Annotated in this window: 4 protein-coding genes; 1 reads left to right on the top strand and 3 read right to left on the bottom strand. The window is 73.0% G+C overall.

All coding sequences use genetic code 11. From position 1 onward, the window contains the following. Nucleotides 1-15: 15 nt before the first annotated feature. From AB0959_RS27305 to AB0959_RS27295, 3 genes are read right to left on the bottom strand one after another with little or no spacing between them, the layout of a single operon-like run. Nucleotides 16-906 (bottom strand): ABC transporter ATP-binding protein, encoded by an 891-nt coding sequence (locus AB0959_RS27305; protein WP_366829219.1) that lies wholly within the window; start codon nucleotides 904-906, stop codon nucleotides 16-18. 4 nt (nucleotides 907-910) lie between these two features. Beyond that, nucleotides 911-2,035: an iron ABC transporter permease gene (locus AB0959_RS27300; RefSeq protein WP_366829218.1), complete on the bottom strand. Its 1,125-nt coding sequence runs from the start codon at nucleotides 2,033-2,035 to the stop codon at nucleotides 911-913. A 4-nt stretch (nucleotides 2,036-2,039) separates the two neighbouring features. Then, nucleotides 2,040-3,080 (bottom strand): iron chelate uptake ABC transporter family permease subunit, encoded by a 1,041-nt coding sequence (locus AB0959_RS27295; RefSeq protein WP_366829217.1) that lies wholly within the window; start codon nucleotides 3,078-3,080, stop codon nucleotides 2,040-2,042. Between the two features lie 171 nt (nucleotides 3,081-3,251). On the opposite strand from AB0959_RS27295, the gene AB0959_RS27290 reads away from it, so the two are divergent. Next, nucleotides 3,252-22,190 carry an amino acid adenylation domain-containing protein gene (locus tag AB0959_RS27290; protein WP_366829216.1) on the top strand — a complete coding sequence of 6,313 codons (18,939 nt, stop codon included), beginning with the start codon at nucleotides 3,252-3,254 and terminating at the stop codon, nucleotides 22,188-22,190. Nucleotides 22,191-22,215 lie beyond the last annotated feature (25 nt).

The raw sequence follows: 22,215 nt of genomic DNA, 5'->3' as shown, positions 1-22,215 counted from the left end.
GCACCACGGGTGGGCTCAACCCGTGGTGCCCGACACGGGTACGGCGGAAGACGAGTCCGCGCCCTCGTGATGCCGGCCCATCGGGACGATCAACGGCGTCCCGCTGACCGGGTCCTCGCCGACCACGCAGCGCAGTCCGAAGACGTCCTCCACCATCGCGGCGGTGATGACGTCGGCGGGCGCGCCCTCGCCCGCGACGCGGCCCGCCTTCATGGCGATGACGTGATCGGCGTACCGGCAGGCCTGGTTGAGGTCGTGCAGGACCATGACGACGGTGCGGCCCTGGTGCCGGTTCAGGTCGGTGACCAGGTCGAGCACGTCGATCTGGTGGGCGAGGTCGAGGTACGTCGTCGGCTCGTCCAGCAGCAGTACGGGGGTGTCCTGGGCGACCGCCATGGCGATCCAGGCGCGCTGGCGCTGTCCCCCGGAGAGTTCGTCGACGGCGCGGTGCGCGAGGTCGGTCATCGCGGTGGCGCGCAGGGCCTCGTGCACGGCCTCCTCGTCGGTGGACGACCACTGCCGCCACCAGGTCTGGTGGGGCGAACGGCCGCGTCCCACCAGGTCGATGACGGTCAGTCCCTCCGGCGCCACGGGTGACTGCGGCAGGATGCCGAGCTTCTGGGCGAGGGCGCGGGTGGGCATCGCGTGCACGGAGCGCCCGTCGAGGTGGACCGCGCCCGCCTTGGGCGTCAGCAGCCGGGCCAGGGCGCGCAGGAGCGTCGACTTGCCGCAGGCGTTGGCGCCGACGATCGCGGTGACCTTGCCGGAGGGGATGACGAGGTCGAGGTCCTCGACGACGACCCGGTCGTCGTAGGCCAGGCGCAGGCCCTCGGCGCGCAGGTCGGGGCCGTCGGCCGCAGCCCGGTATCCGGAACGCCCCGGCGGCACCTCGTACTTCGATGACACGTTCTCAGCCTCCTGAACCGGCGCGGTTGGCGCGGACGAGCAGCCACAGCAGGACGGGGGCGCCGAGCACACCGGTGACGACTCCGACCGGAAGCTCGGTGCCCGGGACGGCCTTGCGCGCGACGAGGTCGGACACGAGCACCATCACGGCGCCGGTCAGTCCCGCGGCCAGCGGAGGCGGGCAGGCGGTGCCGGCCAGCCGCTGGGCGACCTGGGGGGCGGCGAGCGCCACGAACGCGACCGGACCGGCGGTCGCCGTGCCGAACGCCACCAGGACGACCGCGATCAGCAGGACGGCCACCCGGACGGTCTGGACGCGGGTGCCGAGGCCGCGGGCGACGTCGTCCCCGAGGTGCAGGGTGCTCATCAGCCGGCCGAGCAGCAGCGCCACCGGTACGAGCACGGCCACGGTGACGGCGAGCGGGCCGATCTGGTCCCAGGTACGGCCGTTGAGGTTGCCGACGAGCCAGCCGAGGGCCGCCTGGGCCTGGAAGCGCTGGCCGCGGGCCATGAGGTAGTCGGTGGCGCTGGTGCAGATCCACGCGACGCCGACGCCGACGAGGACGATCCGGTAGCCGGTGGTGCCCCGCTTCCAGGCCAGGACGTAGACGAGCAGGGCCGCGGTCAGCGCGCCGAGCAGGCCGAGGGCCTGGGTGCTCAGGCCCGCGTCCCAGCCGAGCACGATGCCGGCGACCACGGCCGTGCCCGCGCCCTGGGTGATGCCCATCATGTCGGGGCTGGCGAGCGGGTTGAGCGTCATGGTCTGGAGCAGGGCGCCCGAGACGCCGAAGGCGATGCCGACGAGGAGTCCGGCCAGGGCGCGCGGCAGGCGGAGTTCGTGGACGATGAGTTCGGTGGCGGGGTCGCCCGTGCCCACCAGGGCCTTCATGACATCGGTGAGCGGGAGCGGGATGTCGCCGATGGAGGTCTCCACGCAGAACGCCAGGAAGGCGGCGGCCGCGAGCCCCAGGCAGGCGGCCACCAGCCGGGGCCGCAGCACTCCGGACGCGGGCGGGAAGGGCAGCCGGAAGGTGACGCGGCCGCCGGTGCGATGGACGGCGCCGCGGCGGGCGGGTGTCCGGTCCGCGGAGGCCCGTTCACCCGGGCCGGGCGCGAGGTGGGTGGTCATGGGCTCACAGCTCCGCGAGTCGTCGGCGGCGGACCAGCGCGATGAAGAACGGGCCGCCGATGAAGGCGACGAGGATGCCGGCCTGGACCTCCGCGGGCCGGGCGACCAGCCGCCCCGCGATGTCCGCGGCCAGCAGCAGGCAGGGGGCGAGCACGGCCGACAGCGGCAGCAGCCAGCGGTGGTCGGGGCCGAGGCCGGCTGCCTGGGCGAGGACGCGGGCGATGTGCGGCACGACCAGGCCGACGAAGACCACGGGCCCGATGACCGCGACGGCACCGCCGGTGAGCAGCGTGACGGCCACGACGCCCTGGACGCGGACCAGTCCGAGCCTGAGCCCGAGCGACTTCGCGACGTCGTCGCCGAGCGCGAGGCCGTTGAGGGCGGGCGCGCAGGCCAGGGCGAGGAGCGCTCCCACGGCGAGGAACGGCAGGACGCGCAGCAGGACCTGGCCGTCCTGGTTGGCCAGCGAGCCCGCGTTCCAGAAGCGGTAGCGGTTCAGGGCGTCCGGGTCGGTGAGGGCGATGGCGCTGGTCAGCGAGAACAGCAGGGAGGTCACGGCGACGCCGGCCAGGGCGAGTTTGACCGGTGTGGTGCCCGACCGTCCGAGCCCGCCGAGGACGTAGACCAGCACGCTGGCGGCCAGCGCCCCGGCCAGGGCGAACCAGATGTAGCCGTAGACGGAGCCGATGCCGAGGACGCCCACGGAGAGCACGACCGCGAAGGCGGCGCCCGCGCTGACACCCAGGATGCCCGGGTCGGCCAGGGGGTTGCGGGTCAGGGCCTGCATCAGCGCGCCCGCGAGGCCCAAGGCGGCCCCGGTGGCGAGGGCGAGGAGGGTGCGCGGCAGCCGTACGGACCAGATCACGTTGTCGATACGGGAGTTGGGCGGGTCGCCGAGCAGCGTGTGCCACACCTGGTCGAGGGGGACGCCGAGCGCTCCGTACGCCATCGACAGGGCACAGAGTGCGAGCAGCGCCGTACCCGAGAGGGCGAGCAGGAGTACTGCGCGGGGGCCTTTCGCCGCCCGGACCGCCGAGGTCCCCACGTGTGAACTTCCTTTGATGAGGCTTGCCTTAACTGTAGGACGTGGCCGCTTGGCGTCGCATCCCCTTGGGCACCTTCCATGAGCACCCTGTGAATTAGGTAACCCTTACCTTAGTATGACGCCGATCCCCGGCCCAGGGCCGGGACCGATCGGCCGGGGAGGCTCACTGCTGTGTGCGGTTCCGAGGAAGTCCTGACCTACTGGCGGCGGTTGCTCACCCCCCTCCCGCCAGAGGTGTCGCTCCCCGCCGACCGCCCCCATCCGTCCGAGCCCGTCGCGGAGGGGGAGATCCGCACGCTGTCCGGCGTCCCCCACGCCCCCTCCCCCGTCCTCCTCGCCGCGTTCGTCGCCCTGTTGCACCGTTACAGCGGCGCCGTGGACCTGACGGTCGGTCATGACGGGCTACTCGTAAGGGTGTCGGTCGATCACGAGCCCACGTTCCGGGAACTGGTGAGGCGGGTCGCCCAGGCGTGGGAGGAGGCCACGACCCACCGGATCCCCGTCGGTGTCCTGATCGACGAGCTGCGTCCCCGGCCGACGCGTGGCGGGGGCCTGTTCGTCAACACGGGGTTCGGCACGGCCGACCGGCCCGTCGGCGAACTGCCCGGCCCCGTCGACGTGTTGCTGGAGGCGAGCGAGGGCACGGCACGGGTGACGTACCACCCGGGTCTGTTCGACGCGGAGACCGCCGAGCGGCTGCTCGTCCACTACCGGACCCTGCTCACCGACGCTCTGGCCCGGCCCGACGCGCCCGTGGCCCGCCTCGCCCTGATGGGCCCGGACGAGTACCGGCAGGTCGTGCTCGACTGGAACGCCACCGAGCACACGGTCCCCTCGGACACCTGGCCCGCCATGTTCGCCGAGCAGGTTCGCCGGCGCCCCGGCTCCATCGCCCTCGTCTTCGAGGACGAGCACCTCACCTACGCCGAACTCGACGAGCGCGCCAACCGCCTGGCGCACGCCCTGATCGAGCGCGGTGCCGGTCCCGAACGCATCGTGGCGCTGGCGTTGCCGCGTTCCACGGACCTGATCGTCGCCGAGGTCGCCGTCCTCAAGTCCGGTGCGGCCTACCTCCCGATCGACCACGACTACCCGGCGGACCGCATCGCCTACATGCTGGGCGACGCCGCACCCGTGTGCATGGTGACGACACAGGAGACCGCACGCGACCTGCCCGAGCAGGACGGCATGGTGCTGCTGGAGCTCGACTCACCGGGTGTGGCCGCCGAGTTGGCGGACCGGCCCGTCCACGACCCCACGGAGGCGGACCGTGGCGCGCCCCTCGGCGTGCAGAGTGCCGCGTACGTGATCTACACCTCGGGGTCGACCGGCCGCCCCAAGGGTGTCGTGCTCGCGCACAGTGGTGTGGCGAAGCTCGTGGCCACGCAGAGCGAGCGGTTCGGCATCGGTCCGCACAGCCGGGTGCTGCAGTTCGCCTCGCCGAGTTTCGACGTCGCCTTCTGGGACCTGTGCCTCGGGCTGCTGTCCGGCGGCCGTCTCGTCGTCGTACCGGCCGAGCTGCGGGTACCCGGCGCGCCGCTCGCCGACTACGCGAACGCGCACGCCATCACGTTCATGATCCTGCCGCCCGCGCTGCTCGCCGCGATGCCCGACGACGTCCGGCTCCCGCCCGGCGCGACGCTGTTGGCGGGCACCGAACGTGTCTCGCCGGAGCTGGTGGGGCGTTACGCGCGCGGCCGGATGATGTTCAACGCGTACGGTCCGACGGAGGCGACCACCAACTCCACGCTCGGGCTGTGCGATCCGGACATCCCGGCGGGCGCGATCGTGCCGATCGGAGTTCCCGACCCGGGCACGCGGGCGTACGTGCTCGACGCGTACCTGCGGCCGGTTCCGGCGGGAGTCACGGGCGAGCTCTACCTGGGCGGTGCGGGACTCGCGCGCGGCTATCTGGGGCGTCCGGACCTGACCGCCGAGCGATTCGTCGCCGACCCGTTCGGTTCGCCCGGCGAGCGGCTCTACCGCACCGGTGACCTGGTGCGATGGCGAAGCGACGGGCGGCTGGAGTTCCTGGGCCGCGCGGACGCCCAGATCAAGATCCGTGGCTTCCGGATCGAGCCGGGTGAGATCGAGTCGGTGCTGCGCGGCCATCCGGCCGTCGACCAGGTCACGGTGGTCGCCCGGGAGGACCGGCCCGGCGACCGGCGCCTGGCCGCCTATGTCGTTCCGGCGCTGGACGGGCCCGAAGCCCGTGTGGAGGACTGGAAGGAGGTCCACGAACTCCTCTACAGCGCTGCCGGTTCGGAGGGGTTCGAGGAGAACTACGCGGGCTGGAACAGCATGTACGACGGCCGGCCGATCCCCGTCGAGGAGATGCGCGAGTGGCGCGAGACCACCATCGAGCGCATCCTCGAACTCGCGCCGCACAACCGTGTGCTGGAGATCGGTGTGGGCAGCGGCCTGATCCTCTCCCGCATCGCACCCGACTGCGAGACCTACTGGGGTACCGATCTCTCGGCCGAGGCGATCGGGGCGCTGCGCACCCAGCTGGACGGGGAGCTCGCGGCCAGGCTCGAACTGCGCGCCCAGCCCGCCCACGACACGACCGGCCTGCCCACCGGGCACTTCGACGTCGTCGTCCTCAACTCCGTCGCACAGTACTTCCCGAGCGCCGACTACCTCACCGACGTACTCCGGCGGATCAGGGGGCTGCTCGCCCCCGGCGGGCGGATCTTCCTGGGTGACGTACGCAATCTGCGGCTGCTGCGCACCCTGCGCGCGGCCGTCGAGACACGACGGGCCGTCGGCGAGGACAAGAGCGGCCTGCGCGCGGCCGTCGAGCGGTCAGTGCGCTGGGAGAGCGAACTGCTGCTGGACCCGGACTACTTCGCCGCGCTCGACGGCTTCGACGCCGACATCCGGATCAAGCGGGGCGTCCACCACAACGAGCTGAGCCGGTACCGGTACGACGTCGTCCTGCGCCCCGGGCCGCGCACGGTTCCCCCCGAGGAGCGGGAGGTCTCCTGGGCGGACGTCGGATCGCCGGCCGACCTGCTGGCCGAGCGTTCACCACGGCTGCGGATCACCGGTGTGCCCAACGCCCGCCTCGCCGACGACCTGGCGGATCTGTGGCGGCTGGAGGGCGCAAGCGGGGAGACGGCCGCGGGCGCGGACCCGGAGGAGGTGTACGCCCTGGCCGCCCGGCACGGCTACCGGGCTGCCCTCACCTGGAACGGAAGCGCCGACGACGGCGCCTTCGACGCCGTACTGACCCTCGACGGCCCGCTCACCGGCCTCTACCGGACCGCCGGGGCCTACCCCCACGCCAACCGCCCCGCGCCCTTCCGCGACGTGGCCGCGCTGATGCGGACCCTGCGTGCCCATGCCGCCGAGTGGCTGCCCGACTACATGGTCCCGTCGGCGTTCGTCCCCCTGCACGCACTGCCGGTCACCCCGAGCGGCAAGATCGACCAGAAGGCGCTGCCCGCCCCGGACTACGCGGCGATGAGCTCGGGCCGCGCCCCGCGCACCGCCCGTGAGAAGCTGCTCGGCCGCCTGTACGCCGAGGTGCTCGGGCTGGACGCGGTGACGGCGGAGGACGACTTCCTGGCCCTCGGCGGCGACAGCATCACCGCGATCCAGTTGCTCATCAGGGCACGTGAGGCGGGACTGCGGCTCACCACCCGCGACGTGTTCCGGCACCGCACGGTCGAGGCGCTAGCGAAGGCCGCCGTCGAGCGCATGGACGCGAGCGCCGCCGAACGTGGCGACGGGCTCGCCGTCGAACGTCCGCTGGTGGAGGCCGACGAGGGCGAACTGGCCGAGATCCAGGGCGACCGGCCGCTAGCGATCGAGGAACTGCTTCCGCTCACCCCGCTCCAGCAAGGCTTCTTCTTCCACTCGGTCACCGGGGGTGCTGGGGGGACTGGAGGGACTGGAGGGACCGGGGGCGGCGACGCCGACACCTACGTCGTCCAGCAGGTCCTCGACCTCACCGGCCCGGTGGACGGCGACACCCTGCGCCGGGCCGCCGAGCGGCTCCTCGACCGTCACGCCCCGCTGCGGGCCGCCTTCCGGCAGCGCCCGGACGGCACGCCGGTGCAGATCATCACGCGGCACGCCGAACTGCCGTGGCGGGAGACCGATCTCTCCACCCAGGACGCAAGCGTGAGGGAAGCGGCGGCCGATGCGGTGGCCGCGGGGGAACGGGCCGCCGGGTTCGATCTGGGCGCGCCCCCGCTGGTGCGCTGTGCCCTGGTCCGTCTCGGGGAGCGGCGCAGCCGACTGGTCCTGACGTTCCATCACATCGTGGCGGACGGATGGTCGTTGCCGGTGCTGCACCGCGAGCTGATGGCGTTCTACGGTGTGGACGCTCCCCCACTTCCCGAGGTCACCCCGTACCGCGCCTTCCTGCGCCGCCTGGGCGAGCAGGACCGCGACGCGGCCGGTGAGGCCTGGCGCACCGCGCTGGCCGGGCTCGACGAACCCACCCGGCTGGTCGGGACGCCGGCCGACGACGCGCCTCGCCACCCCGCGCACGTCCGTGTGGAGCTGTCCGAGCGGACCACGGCGCGGCTCGCCGCGCGGTCCCGTGAGCACGGCGTCACCCTGGGCACGGTGGTCCAGGCCGCCTGGGGTCTGCTGCTCGGCAGGCTGACCGGCCGGGACGACGTGCTGTTCGGCACCACCGTCTCGGGCCGGGACAGCGAGGTGGACGGTATCGCCTCGATGGTGGGTCTGTTCATCAATACCCTTCCCACCCGCTTCCGTTGGGCACCGGGCGAGGCGCTCGGGAAGCTGCTGGTCCGCCTCCAGGAGGAGCAGGCGCGGCTGCTCGACCACCAGCACCTCGGTCTGGCGGAGATCCAGCGGCTGACCGGGCACGCCGGCGAGGGCGAACTCTTCGACACCCTCGTGGTGTTCGAGAACTACCCCGGCGCCACCGACCCGCGGGACGCGACGGGCAACGTGCGGATCACCGGTGACGCCTTCCACGACACCGTGCACTATCCGCTCGCCCTCGTCGTCAAGCCCGGCCGACAGCTGGATCTGCGGCTCAAGCACCACTGCGAACGGCTGGACGGTGACACCGTCCGCGCGATCGGTGGCCGGCTGACACGCGTCCTGGAAGCGATGGCCGACGACCCCGCCCGCCCGGCCGCCTCCGTCGAACTGCTCTCGCCCGACGAGGGGTTGCGGGCCCACCCGTCCGGCGAGGAGCGCTCCGTCCCGGCGACGACTCTGGCCGAGGCGTTCGCGGCACAGGTGGCGCGGACGCCGGGGGCCACGGCCGTCGTCTTCGAGGGCGAGCACCTCACCTACGCCCAACTGAACGTCCGCGCGGAGGCGTTGGCGGTCCGGCTGCGGCGCCGTGGAGCAGGACCGGGGGCGTTCGTCGCGGTCGCCGTCCCACGCTCGGCGGAGCTCGTGGTCGCGCTGCTCGGCGTGCTCAAGTCGGGGGCGGCCTATCTGCCGGTGGACCTGGACTATCCGGCCGGCCGAGTGGCGCACATGCTGGCCGACTCGGGTGCGACGACGGTGGTCACGCTGTCGGGCACGGCCGGACGGCTTCCCGAGAGCGCCCCTTCCCTGCTGCTGCTCGACGCCGAGGAGGACGAACCTCAGGAAGTTTCGGGTCGCCCGGCCGGACCCGACGACCCCGCCTACCTCATCTACACCTCGGGCTCGACCGGACTGCCGAAGGGCGTGGTCGTCACCCACCGCGCCATCATCAACCGGCTCGCGTGGATGCAGGGCGCGTACGGGCTGACGGCTGACGACCGCGTGCTGCAGAAGACCCCCTCCAGCTTCGACGTGTCCGTGTGGGAGTTCTTCTGGCCGCTGCTCGAAGGCGCGGCCGTGGTGCTCGCCCGGCCGGACGGCCACCGCGACCCCGCCTACCTGGCGGCCCTCGTGCGCGAACAGGGCATCACCACGATGCACTTCGTGCCCTCCATGCTGGAGGCGTTCCTCCAGTCGGAGGACGTCACCGGAGACCCCAGCTGGTCGGCGTCGCTTCGCCGCGTGCTGAGCAGCGGCGAGGCACTCCCGGTGACCGCGGCGGGCAGCTGGCACGCGCTGACCGGGGTACCGCTGCACAACCTGTACGGCCCGACCGAGGCCGCCGTGGACGTCACGTACCACCCGTACGACCCGAACGCTCTGCGTGAGCCCTCCGACACGGGCCACGCCGTGCCCATCGGCCGGCCGGTGTGGAACACGGGCCTCAGGGTGCTGGACTCCTGTCTGCGGCCCGTCCCCGACGGCGTCCCGGGCGAGCTCTACCTGACCGGCGTCCAGCTCGCCCTCGGCTACCACGCCCGCCCGGGGCTCACCGCCGAACGGTTCACGGCCGATCCGTACGGGCCGCCCGGCAGCCGTATGTACAGGACCGGCGACCTGGTCCGGCGCCGCGCCGACGGCGTGATCGCGTACCTGGGCCGCACCGACCGGCAGGTCAAACTGCGCGGCAACCGCGTCGAACTCGGTGAGATCGAGGCCGCGTTGACGCGTCTGCCCGAGGTGGGCCAGGCGGCCGTGACGGTACGGGACAACGCCCTCGTCGCGTACGTCGTACCGTCGGCGTCCGCGCTCCTCGACGTCACCGAGCTGCGCGGCGCGCTCGCCGACTCCCTGCCCGCGCCCATGGTCCCGGACGCCTGGGTCGTCCTCGACGCCCTGCCGCTCACCCCGAGCGGCAAGCTGGACCGGGCCGCGCTGCCCGCCCCGCAGGCCGGGCGGGCCGCCGCGACCCGTGCGCCGGGGACCCCTCGGGAGCGGCTGCTCACCGAGATCTTCGCCGCCGTACTGAAGTTGGAGGACGTCGGCGCCGACGACGACTTCTTCCTGCTCGGCGGTGACAGCATCAGTTCCATCGCCGTCTCCAGCCGGGCCCGTCGCGCCGGTCTGGTGCTCGGCCCGCGTGACGTCTTCGAGCACCGCACTCCGGCGGCGCTCGCGGCGGCGGCGACCGTCGTGGAGACGAAGGACGGTGAGGCGAACGCTTCCGCGTCCGCGTTCGTGCTCACCGAGGAGGAGCGCGAGCGCGTCGAGCGGCTCGCTCCGGGCCGCGTCGAGGACGTGTGGCCGCTGGCCCCGCTCCAGGAGGGCCTGTTCTTCCACTCCATGTACGACGAGGGCTCGCTGGACGTCTACACGGTCCACGAGTCCTTCGACTTCGCCGAACGCGTGGACGCGGGGCGGCTGCGGGCCGCGACGCGCGCCCTGCTGGCCCGCAATCCCAGCCTGCGCGCCGGGTTCACCAGTGAGGGGCTGCGCCAGCCGGTGCAGTTCATCGTGCGCGAGGTGGGGGACGCCGGGATCCCCCTCACCGAGGTGGACCTGTCGATGCTGTCCGCCCCCGAACAGGACCTGCATCTGCGGGAGTTGATGGACGAGGAGCGATCCCGCCGCTTCGACCTCACCCGCCCGCTCCTCTTCCGGATGCTGCTGATCCGGCTCGGCGACGAGCGCGGCGACCGGCTCGTCGTCGGCCGCCATCTGATCCTCTGGGACGGCTGGTCGGCCTGGCTGTTCCTGGACCAGCTGTTCGCGCTGTACGAGAGCGGGGGCGCCCCGGCGGGGCTGGCCCGCCCCGGCTCGTACCGCGACTACCTGACCTGGCTGGAGCGTCAGGACGACACCGAGGCGACCCGCGCCTGGCGCACCGCCCTGGCCGGTTTCGACGAGCCCACGCTGCTCCTGCCCGCCGTCTCCGACCGGGGCCTGGAGCCGGTCATCCCGGAGCACCTGGACGCGGTCCTCGACGCGGGCGCGGCCGAGCGGCTGCGCGAGACCGCCCGCCGCCACGGCCTGACCCCCAACACGGTGCTCAACGCCGCCTGGGGGCTGGTCCTCGCGAGCGCCACGGGCCGTACGGACATCGTCTTCGGTACGACGGTCGCCGGGCGCCCGAGCGAGGTGCCGGACGTCGAGAACGTCATCGGCATGTTCCTCAACACCGTGCCCGCCCGCATCGCCTTCGACCCGCGCGAGCCGGTGCTTGACCTGCTGCGCCGCGTCCAGGGCGAGCGGATGGAGCTGATGCCGTACGAGTACCTGGGCCTGGGTGTGCTCCAGGCCGAGACCGGTCACCGAAGGCTGTTCGACACGCTGTTCGTGCTGCGCAACGCCGACACCGACGAGCGGCTCGCCGGACTGCGCGCACGGCACGGGGCCACGGCGGTCGCCAACGTGGACGCCACCCACTACCCGGCCAACCTGGTGGTCACCCCCGGCGAGCGGGTCCGGGTCACGCTTGCGTACCGACCGGATCTGCTGGACGGCGCGTACGCGAGGAGTCTGCTGGAGCGGTTCGTGCTGCTCGTGGACGGGCTGGTGTCCGACCCGTCGGCCGCCGTGGGCTCGCTGACCGCGCTGCTGCCCGCCGAGGCCGCCGCGCTGGCCCGCGAGGAGGCCGGGAACCGGCAGCCCGTGCCGCACGAGACGGTGGCGGACATGCTCGCCGCCCAGGCGACCCGCACCCCTGACACGACCGCGCTCGTCTTCGGCGCGCAGACCGTCACGTACGCCGAACTCGACGCGCGCTGCAACCGGATGGCCCGCCTGCTGATCGCGCGCGGTGCCGGGCCGGAGAAGGTCGTCGCGCTCGGCCTGCCCCGCTCCATCGACATGGTGGTGGCGCTGTTCGCCGTCCTGCGCACGGGGGCCGCGTACCTGCCGCTGGAGCTGGACCACCCGGCCGAGCGGCTGTCGCTGATGCTCGCCGACGCGCGTCCGCTGCTGTTGCTGTCGACGCGTGCGGTTTCGGGGACCCTGACGGGTGACACCCCGCGCGTGCTGCTCGACGACCCGGGGGTGGCGGCCGAGCTCACGGACCTGCCCGCATCGCCCGTCTCGCGGTCCTTCAGCCTGGACCACCCGGCGTACGTGATCTACACATCCGGGTCGACCGGCCGCCCCAAGGGCGTCGTCACGCCCTACATTGGTCTGACGAACATGCAGCTCAACCACCAGAAGGAGATCTTCGCGCCGGCGATCGCGGCCGCGGGCGGGCGGCGGCTGCGGATCGCGCACACCGTGTCGTTCGCGTTCGACATGTCCTGGGAGGAGCTGTTGTGGCTCGTCGAGGGGCACGAAGTGCACATCTGCGACGAGGAGTTGCGGCGGGACGCGACCGCGCTGGTGGCGTACTGCGAGGAACACCGCGTCGACGTGGTCAACGTGACGCCCACGTACGCCCATCTCCTCATCGAGGAAGGCCTGTTGGAGGGGCACAGGCCGCCGCTGGTGCTGCTCGGCGGCGAGGCGGTCACCGAGACGGTGTGGAACACGCTGCGGGACACCGAGGGCACCTACGGCTACAACCTGTACGGGCCCACCGAGTACACGATCAACACCCTCGGCGGCGGTACGGAGGACAGCGCGACGCCGACCGTGGGGCGTCCGATCCGCGCCACCCGCGCCCGCGTCCTCGACACCTGGCTGCGGCCCGTGCCGGACGGGGTGGCGGGCGAGCTGTACATCGCCGGTGTCGGGCTGGCCCGTGGCTATCTCGACCGGCCGGGGCTGACCTCCGAGCGGTTCGTGGCCGACCCGTACGGGCAGCCGGGTGAGCGCATGTACCGCACCGGCGACCTGGTGCGGCGCCGTCCGGACGGCAATCTCGACTTCCTGGGCCGCACCGACGACCAGGTGAAGATCCGGGGCCACCGGGTGGAGCTGGGCGAGATCGAGACCGTGCTCGCCCAGCACCCCGAGGTGTCGCAGGCCGCGGTGATCGCCCGCGACGACGCCTCCGCGCCGGGTACGCAGAGGCTGGTGGGGTACGTCGTCCCGGCCGAACCCGGCGCCGAGGCGCGGGAGTCGGCCGAGCGGGAGCAGATCGGTGAGTGGCGGGAGATCTACTCGGCCGAGTACACCGAGATCGGCACGGCCGTCCTCACCGAGGACTTCGCGGGCTGGGACAGTTCCTACGACGGTGAGCCGATCCCTGCGGCGCACATGCGGGAGTGGCGCGAGGCGACGGTCGGGCGGATCCGTGAACTGCGGCCGCGGCGGATGCTGGAGATCGGTGTCGGCTCCGGTCTGCTGCTGTCGCGGCTCGCCCCGGACGCCGAGTCGTACTGGGCCACGGACTTCGCGGCGCCCGTCATCCGCAAGCTCGGCGAAGACCTGAAGGCCGACCCGGAGCTGGCGCGGAAGGTCGAACTGCGGTGCCAGGCAGCCGAGGTGACGGACGGTCTGCCCATCGGATTCTTCGACACGATCGTCATCAACTCGGTCGTGCAGTACTTCCCGAGCCTGGACCATCTGCGCAAGGTGATCCAGGGAGCGATGGGGCTGCTGGCTCCGGGCGGTGCCCTGTTCCTCGGTGATGTACGGGACCTGCGGCAGGCCCGGGTGTTCCAGACGGGCATCCAGGCCGCCCGCGCGGGTGCGGACGCCGAGCCGGAGGCGCTGCGCCGGGCCGTGGACCGAGGGCTCGCCCTGGAGAAGGAACTGCTCGTCGACCCGGACTGGTTCAGCACCCTCGGCGTCGGCGTCGATCTGCGCACCAAGGCGGGACGGCACCACAACGAGCTGACGCGGTACCGCTACGACGTGGTGCTGTACGACCGTCCCGAAAACCTCGACGGTTCCGCAGGCCTCGACCGTCCCCAAGCCCTGGATCTGCGGGACGCCCCCGTGTGGGAGTGGCCGGGACCGAGTGCGGGGACGAGTGCGCTCCGGGCCCGCCTGGAGGCAGCCGGGGCCGAGGTGCTGCGGGTCCGCCGGATTCCGGACGCCCGTACGGCGGAGGATCTCGCGGCGATGCGGGCGATGGACGCCGGACGGTCCACGGGCCCGGTCACGCCGGGCGTGGAGCCCGAGGAGCTGCGTGCCCTGGGCGAAGCCCACAGCCACCGGGTGCTGACCACGTGGTCGGACGAACCGGGCTTCTTCGACGCCGTGTTCGTGCGCGGCGCCGCCGCAGCCGTGCGCACGTCCGGCCTCCACCTCCCGCGCGCCGACAGGGGCACCGACCGAGGCACCGCGCCCTACGCCAACACTCCCACCGCCACGCGCGGCGACGGGGCTCTCGTACGACGACTGCGGGAGGCCCTGGGGCAGCGGCTGCCCGGCTACATGGTCCCGGCCGCCTTCGTGGTCCTGCCGCGGCTGCCGATGAACGACAACGGCAAGCTCGACGTGCGGGCGCTGCCGGACGCGGAGCCCTCGGTGGCCCTGTCCGAGGGGCGCGGGCCGATCACTCCCGTCGAGGAGGTGCTGTGCCGGCTCTTCGCCGAGGTGCTGGGGCTGCCCCGCACCGGAGCGGAGGACAACTTCTTCGACCTGGGCGGTCATTCGCTGCTCGCCACCCGTCTGATCAGCCGGGCCCGCACCGAACTGGGCGCGGAGCTGGCCATCCGTGACCTGTTCGAGGCCCCGACGCCGGAGGCGTTGGCGTTGCGGGCGGACGCCGGACGGCCCGCCCGGCCGGTACCGGCGCCCGTGACCGAGCGGCCCGCCCGTGTCCCGCTGTCGGCGGCCCAGCGGCGGCTGTGGCTGGTGGAGCGGATCACGGGCGGCGGGGGCGGCGGGGTGGCGTACAACTTCCCGCTGGTCTTCCGGCTCCGGGGACGGCTCGATCTGGACGCGCTGCGAGCAGCCCTACAGGACGTGACGGACCGTCATGAGACGCTGCGGACGCGACTCCTGGAGGAGAACGGCGAGCCGTACCAGTGGATCGTGGCGCCGGGTGCCGTCGAGCCCGAGTTCCGCGTGGAGGACATCGGCGAGGACGAGCTGTCGGTGCGGATCGAGGCGGCCCAGCGGCGACCCTTCGACCTGAGTACCGAACTCCCGGTGCGAGCCGAGGTGTTCAGGCTCGGGCCGCAGGACCAGGTGGTGGCCCTGGTCCTGCACCACATCGCCACCGACGAGTGGTCGGACCGGCCGTTCCTCATCGACCTGACCGGTGCGTACGAGGCCCGGCGCGAGGGCCTGGCGCCCGAGTGGGCGCCGTTGCCGGTCCAGTACGCCGACTACACGCTCTGGCAGGAGCGACTGCTCGACCAGATCGGCGAGGAGCAGCTCGCGCACTGGACCGAGGCGCTCCTCGGTCTCCCCGAGGAGCTGCCCCTCCCCCTCGACAGGCCCCGGCCGGAGGTGCCCACGGGGCACGGCGGCAAGGTGCGCGTGGAGCTCTCCGCCGACACGGGCCGGGCCCTGCGCGAGCTGTCCGGGGCCACCGGCACGAGCATGTTCATGCTGTTCCAGGCCGCCACCGCGGCCCTGCTGCACCGGCTCGGCGCCGGGGACGACATACCGCTGGGCTCGCCCATCGCGGGCCGCACCGACGACGCGCTGAACGACCTGGTCGGCTTCTTCGTCAACACGCTCGTCCTGCGGACCGATCTGTCGGACGACAGCATCTCCTTCCGCGAACTCCTGGCCCGGGTACGGGAGTCCGCCCTGGCCGCGTTCGAGCACCAGGACCTGCCCTTCGACCAGGTCGTCGAGGCGGTCAACCCGCCCCGGGTGGCGGGCCGCAACCCCCTCTTCCAGGTCATGCTCGGCTACCACTACCGGCCCGACGGCGACCCGGACGTGCTCGGGCTGTCCACGGAGTGGTTCGACATGGACACCGGCATGGCCAAGTTCGACCTCCACTTCACGTTCGTGGACGAGACGGCCCGGGACCGGCTGGTGCTGCTCCTGGAGTACGCCCTCGACCTGTTCGACGAGACGACCGCCGAGCACACGGCCGGGCGGCTGGTGCGACTGCTGGAGCAGGTGGCGGCCGATCCGGGCGTCGCCGTACGGGAATTGGATGTGCTGGAGGAAGGCGAGCGGGAGTCGGTCCTCGTCCGGTGGAACGACACCGCGCGCGAGGTGGCGGTCACGACCCTGCCGGAGCTGTTCCGCGCGCAGGCGGCACGGACGCCGGACGCACTCGCTCTGGTCTTCGGCGAACAGCGGTTCACCTACGCGGAGTTGGACGCCCGGGTTGAGCGGACCGCACGGGTGCTCGCCGGTCTGGGAGTGGGCCCGGAGCGCACGGTTGCCGTGGCGCTCCCCCGCTCGGTGGACCTCGTCGTCGCCCTGCTGGCCGTGCACCGCGCGGGCGGGGCGTATCTGCCGCTGGACGCCGACCAGCCGAGGGAGCGGCGCGCGCTCATGCTGGAGGAGGCCCGGCCGGTGTGCGTCGTCGAGGACGCGCTGCCGGAGGGACCGGAAGGTGAACTGCCCACGTCCTACGACCCTTTGAGCCCTGCCTACGTGATCTACACCTCCGGGTCCACGGGCCGTCCCAAGGGAGTGGTCGTCCCGCACGAGGGCATCGTGAACCGGCTGCTGTGGATGCAGGACGCGTACGGGCTGACGGGCGAGGACCGGGTACTGCAGAAGACGCCGGCCGGCTTCGACGTGTCGGTGTGGGAGTTCTTCTGGCCGCTGATCACCGGGGCCGCGCTGGTGGTCGCGCGGCCGGACGGTCACCGGGACCCGGCGTACCTGGCCGATCTGATCCGCGAGCAGGACGTGACGACGGCGCACTTCGTACCGTCGATGCTCCAGGTGTTCCTGGAGGAGCCCGCCGCCGCCCGGTGCACCGGCTTGCGCCGCGTCGTCTGCAGTGGCGAGGCGCTGCCGGTCGCGGTGGCGGGGCGTTTCCACCAGGTCATGTCCGCTGAACTGCACAACCTGTACGGGCCCACCGAGGCGTCGGTCGACGTCACGGCCGTCGAGGTCCTGCCGGACGACGAGCGTGTGGTGATCGGCCGTCCCGTGTGGAACACGCGGGCGTATGTCCTGGACGCCGGGCTGCGGCCCGTTCCGCCGGGTGTCGCGGGAGAGCTGTACCTGGCGGGCGTCCAGCTGGCCCGCGGCTACCTCGACCGGCCCGGACTCACCGCCGAGCGGTTCGTCGCCGACCCGTACGGCCCACCCGGCTCCCGTATGTACCGCACGGGCGACCTGGCCCGATGGCGGTCCGACGGCGCACTCGACTTCCTCGGCCGCACCGACCACCAGGTCAAGATCCGCGGAGTCCGCGTCGAGCCCGGCGAGATCGAGACGGTCCTCGCCCGGCACCGCTCCGTCGGCCACGCGGTCGTCGTCCCGCACGACGAACGGCTCGTGGCGTACGTCGTACCGGCCGCCGGAGAGATCACGGACGCGGCGGTGCTGCGCGCCCACGCCGCTGCCGCGCTGCCGGAACACATGGTCCCCGCGGCGTTCGTCACGCTGCGCGCCCTGCCGCTCACGCCGAACGGCAAGCTCGACCGCCGGGCCCTGCCCCCCGTCGACCTCACGGCGGGTGGCGGCGCGGGCGGCCGGGGGCGCGATCCCCGCGAGGAGATCCTCTGCGGGCTGTTCGCGGACGTCCTGGGCGTCGAGCGGGTCGGTGTCGACGACGACTTCTTCGCCCTCGGCGGCCACTCGCTGCTGGCGATGCGGCTGGTCTCCGCGGTACGGACGGCGTTCGGGGCGGAGGTGTCGCTGCGTACGGTGTTCGACGCGCCGACGGTGACCCGGCTCGCCCGGCGTCTGACCGACGGCTCCATGGCCGGTGCCCGCCCGGCGCTCACCCCGCGCACGCGTCCCGAGCGGCTCCCGCTGTCCTCCGCCCAGCGGCGGCTGTGGGTGCTGTACCGGGTGGAGGGACCCAACCCGACGTACAACATCCCCTCCGCCTGGAGACTGACCGGCGACCTGGACGTCGAGGCGCTGCGGGCGGCTGTGCGCGATCTGGTGACCCGGCACGAGACGTTGCGCACGGTGTTCCCCGACGAGGAGGGGCGTCCCTACCAGCGCGTTCTCGAGCCGCGTGACGTCTTCTTCGACGTGGAGGACGTCGACGCGGTCCTGCTGCCCGAGCGGCTCGCGCGGGCCGGGACGTACGGCTTCGAGCTGGACCGCGAACCGCCGTTGCGCGTCCATGTGTTCCGCACCGGCGAGCAGGAGTGGACGCTGTTGCTCCTGGTGCACCACATCGCGGGTGACGAGTGGTCGGAGGCGCCGCTGCACCGGGATCTGGCGCTCGCCTATGCGGCGCGGCTGGAGGGCGGGGCGCCCGAGTGGGAGCCGTTGCCGGTCCAGTACGCCGACTACACCCTCTGGCAGGAGCGACTGCTCGCCGAGGTCGGCGAGGAGCAACTCGGCTACTGGAAACGGGCGCTGGCCGGGCTGCCCGAGGAGCTGGCCCTCCCCGTGGACCGGCCCCGGCCGCTGGAGTCGAGTTACCGGGGCGGCTCCGCCGATCTGACACTCGACGCCGAACTGGCGGCAGCCCTGCACCAGTTGGCGCGCGACAACGGCGTCAGCGTGTTCATGGTGCTGCAGGCCGCCGTGGCGACACTGCTCAGCAGGCTGGGCGCGGGCCACGACATCCCGATCGGCAGCCCCATCTCCGGGCGGACGGACGCGGCGCTGGAGAACCTGGTCGGGTTCTTCCTCAACACGCTGGTGCTGCGCACCGACACCTCGGGCGATCCGACGTTCCAGGAGCTGCTGGCCCGGGTGAGGGCGGCCGACCTGGCCGCCTACGACCACCAGGACGTGCCCTTCGAGCGGCTGGTGGAGGTACTCAACCCGGCCCGGTCGCTTGCCCGGCACCCGTTGTTCCAGGTGATGGTGGTGTACCTGGCGTCAGACGGGGACAGGGACGGGGCGGGGCTGCTGCCCGGGCTGAGCGGCGGCCGCGACGAGGTCGCGAACACCACCGCCAAGTTCGACCTGTCCTTCGACTTCGTGGAGCGAGGCAACGGCAGCTGTGTGGACGGTGTGCTGGAGTACAGCGCCGACCTGTTCGACCACGCGACCGCGCAGTCCTTCGCGGACCGTCTGCGGCGCGTCCTGCGGGCCGTGACCGCCGACCCGGGCCTGTCGCTCGGGCGCGTCGACATCCTCGACGAGGACGAACGGCGACGACTGGTCGGCGGATGGCACGGCCGGCCGGTCGTCACCGCGCCGACCACCGTGCCCGCCCTCTTCGAGGAACAGGTGCGTCGGTGCCCGGAGTTGCCCGCCGTGGCCTCGGACGGAATCGAGCTGAGCTTCGCCGAGCTCGACGACGAGGCGAACCGGCTGGCGCGTCTGCTGGTCGAACTCGGTGCGGGCCCCGAGCGGTTCGTGGCTCTGGCACTCCCCCGCACCGCACGGTTCCTGGTGGCCGTGCTCGCGGTGCACAAGGCGGGGGCGGCGTATCTGCCGCTCGACCCGGACGCCCCGGTGGAGCGTACGGCGGACGTCCTCGACGACGCCGGTCCGGTACTGACCCTCACCACACGTGAGTTCGCCGGCGCCCTGCCCACGGGCACCGAGCCTCTCGTACTGGACGAGCCCGCCACGGTCGAGCGGATCGCCGCCCAGCAGCCGGACCATCTCACCGATGCCGACCGCACCGGCTCGCTGACGCCTCGTCATCCCGCCTACGTCATCTACACCTCCGGCTCGACCGGCCGCCCCAAGGGTGTCGTGGTCACCCACGAGACCCTTGGCAACCTCTTCCACAGCCACCGCGAGACGCTCTACGCCCCGGCGATCGAGGCCACGGGACGACGGCATCTGCGGGCGGGCCACGCCTGGTCGTTCTTCTTCGACGCCTCCTGGCAGCCCCAGTTGTGGCTGCTGGACGGGCACTGCGTGCACATCGTGTCGGAGGAGGTGCGGCGGGATCCCGAGCTGCTCGCCGGGGCCGTGGTGGAGCACCGGTTCGACTTCCTGGAGGTGACGCCGTCGTTCTTCGCGCAGATGGCCGAGAGCGGTCTGCCGCTCGGCGACGGCTGCCCGCTCGCGGTCGTCGGCGTGGGCGGCGAGGCCGTACCGGTCTCGCTGTGGCGGCGGCTGGCCTCGCTGCGTGGCACCGAGGCGTTCAACCTGTACGGGCCGACGGAGTCGACCGTGGACGCCCTGGTGGCCAGGGTCCGTGACAGTGAACGCCCGCTGGTGGGACGGCCGGTGGCCGGGACGCGGGCGTATGTGCTGGACGGGCTGCTGCAGCCGGTGCCGCCGGGAGTCACGGGCGAGCTGTACCTGGCAGGCGGCGGTCTCGCCCGGGGGTACCTGGACAGTCCCGGGCTGACGGCGGAGCGGTTCGTGGCCGACCCGTTCGGCGAACCGGGCTCCCGGCTGTACCGCACCGGCGACCTGGCCCGCTGGACCGCCGACGGGTACCTCGACTACCTCGGCCGGGCCGACGACCAGGTCAAGATCCGTGGCTTCCGTATCGAGCCCGCGGAGATCGAGTCCGTCCTCGCCGGTCATCCGGCGGTCGGCCAGGCCCTGGTGACAGTACGTCAGCAGGGCTCCCGCAAGCTGCTCGTGGCGTACGTGGTTCCGGCGCCGGGCGCCCTGCCGGACCCGGGCGAGCTGCGCGGCCATGTCGCCGCCCGGCTGCCGGACCACATGGTCCCGGCCGCCGTGGTCGCGCTGGACCGGTTCCCGGAACTGGCGAACGGCAAGCTGGACCGGGCCGCCCTGCCCGCGCCCGACTTCTCCGCCCTGTCGTCCGGGCGCGCTCCCGCCACACCGGCCGAGAAGGTGCTCTGCGCGGTGTTCGCCGAGGTGCTGGGACTGGAACGGGCCGGCGTGGACGACGACTTCTTCGCCCTCGGCGGCGACAGCATCGTGGCCATGCAGCTCGTGGGCCGGGCCCGTGCGGCGGGTGTGCGGATCACCCCGCGGCTGGTGTTCCGGCACCGTACGGTGGCGGCGCTGGGTGCGGTCGCCGAGTCCGCGGGTACCGCTGCCCCGCGTCCGGAGGACGACGGCACCGGAACCGTGCCGCTCACCCCCGTGATGCACTGGCTGCGCGAACTGGGCGGCCCGTTCGCGACGTACCACCAGTCCGCGCTCGTCCGCACCCCGGCGGAGCTGGACCTGCCCGCTCTGACGGCCGTGCTGCAGGCGCTGGCCGACCGGCACGACCTGTTGCGGGCGACATTGGTCCGGCCGTCGCGGGACGACGCCGAGGAGTGGTCGCTGCACGTTCCGGCGGCCGGTGCCGTCGACGCCGCCGGGTGGATCGACCGGGTGGACGTGGCGGGGCTCGATGCGGAGGCGCTGAGCGAGGCCGTACGGGAGCACGCGCACGCGGCCAGGGCGCTGCTGGACCCGGACGCGGGCGCCATGGTCAGGGCCGTGTGGTTCGACGCGGGCGACGCTCCCGGACGGCTGCTGCTCATGGCCCACCACCTGGTGGTGGACGGTGTGTCGTGGCGCGTGCTGCTGCCGGATCTGGCGGCGGCCTGGCGGGACGTGTCCGCCGGGCGGCCGGTGCGACTCGACCCGGTGGACACGTCGTTCGCCCGCTGGTCACGGCTGCTGTCCGAGCTGGCGCGGGACCCGGCGCGGGAGGCCGAGCTGCCGGTGTGGAAGGCCGTGCTGGACGGCGGCCTGGACGGCGACGGCGGCACCGAGCCGTTCCCGCTCGCCCGGGAGGTCGATCCGGACCGCGACACCACCGCGACCCGGCGGGAGGTGGTCCTCAGGATGCCGGCCGAGCACACCGGGCCGCTGTTGTCGTCCGTGCCCGCCGCGTTCGGCGCCGGCGTCAACGACGTGCTGCTGGCGGGGCTCGCGCTGGCCTTCGCCGACTGGCGGCGGCGCGGCGGCGGGTCCGACACCTCGGTCCTGGTCGATCTGGAGGGCCACGGCCGCGAGGAGGAGCTGGCCGGGGACGACTTCGACCTGTCCCGCACGGTGGGCTGGTTCACGAGCGTCTTCCCGGTCCGGCTGGACGCGGGGGCGGCCGATCTCGCCGAGGCCTTCGCGGGTGGTCCGGCGGCGCGGGAGGTCGTACGGCGGGTCCGCGAGCACCTGGCGTCGCTACCGGGGAACGGTGTCGGCTACGGCATGCTGCGGCACCTCAACCCCCGTACGCGCGAGGTGCTGGCGGCTCGCGAACCGGCCCGCGTGGAGTTCAACTACCTGGGGCGGTTCGACATCCCGGAGGAGACGGACTGGTCGTACGCGCCCGAGGAGGACGTGGCCGACATCGGTCCCGAGGCCGCGATGCGGCAGGGCCACGCGCTGGAGATCAACGTGGTGACGGAGGACCGGGCGGACGGGCCCGTGCTCGCCGCTCACTGGGCGTACCTGGAGGGGCTGTTGCCGCGCGACGCGGTCCAGGACCTGGCCGGGACGTGGTTCAGGGCGCTTCAGGGGCTGGTCGCGTGGGCCGGCCGGAACGGCCGGGCGTAAAGCCGTAAGCCTCCCTCGCCGGACG

The sequence above is a fragment of the Streptomyces sp. NPDC046862 genome (genome assembly GCF_040704615.1).
Classification (GTDB): domain Bacteria; phylum Actinomycetota; class Actinomycetes; order Streptomycetales; family Streptomycetaceae; genus Streptomyces.
The sequence above is the reverse complement of the archived record's forward strand: the minus strand, read 5'-3'. Positions and strand labels throughout refer to the sequence as shown.

Excerpts from the sequence above, each read along its gene's own strand:
- AB0959_RS27300 (WP_366829218.1), bottom strand. The coding sequence starts at position 2,035 with ATGACCACCCACCTCGCGCCCGGCCCGGGTGAACGGGCCTCCGCGGAC.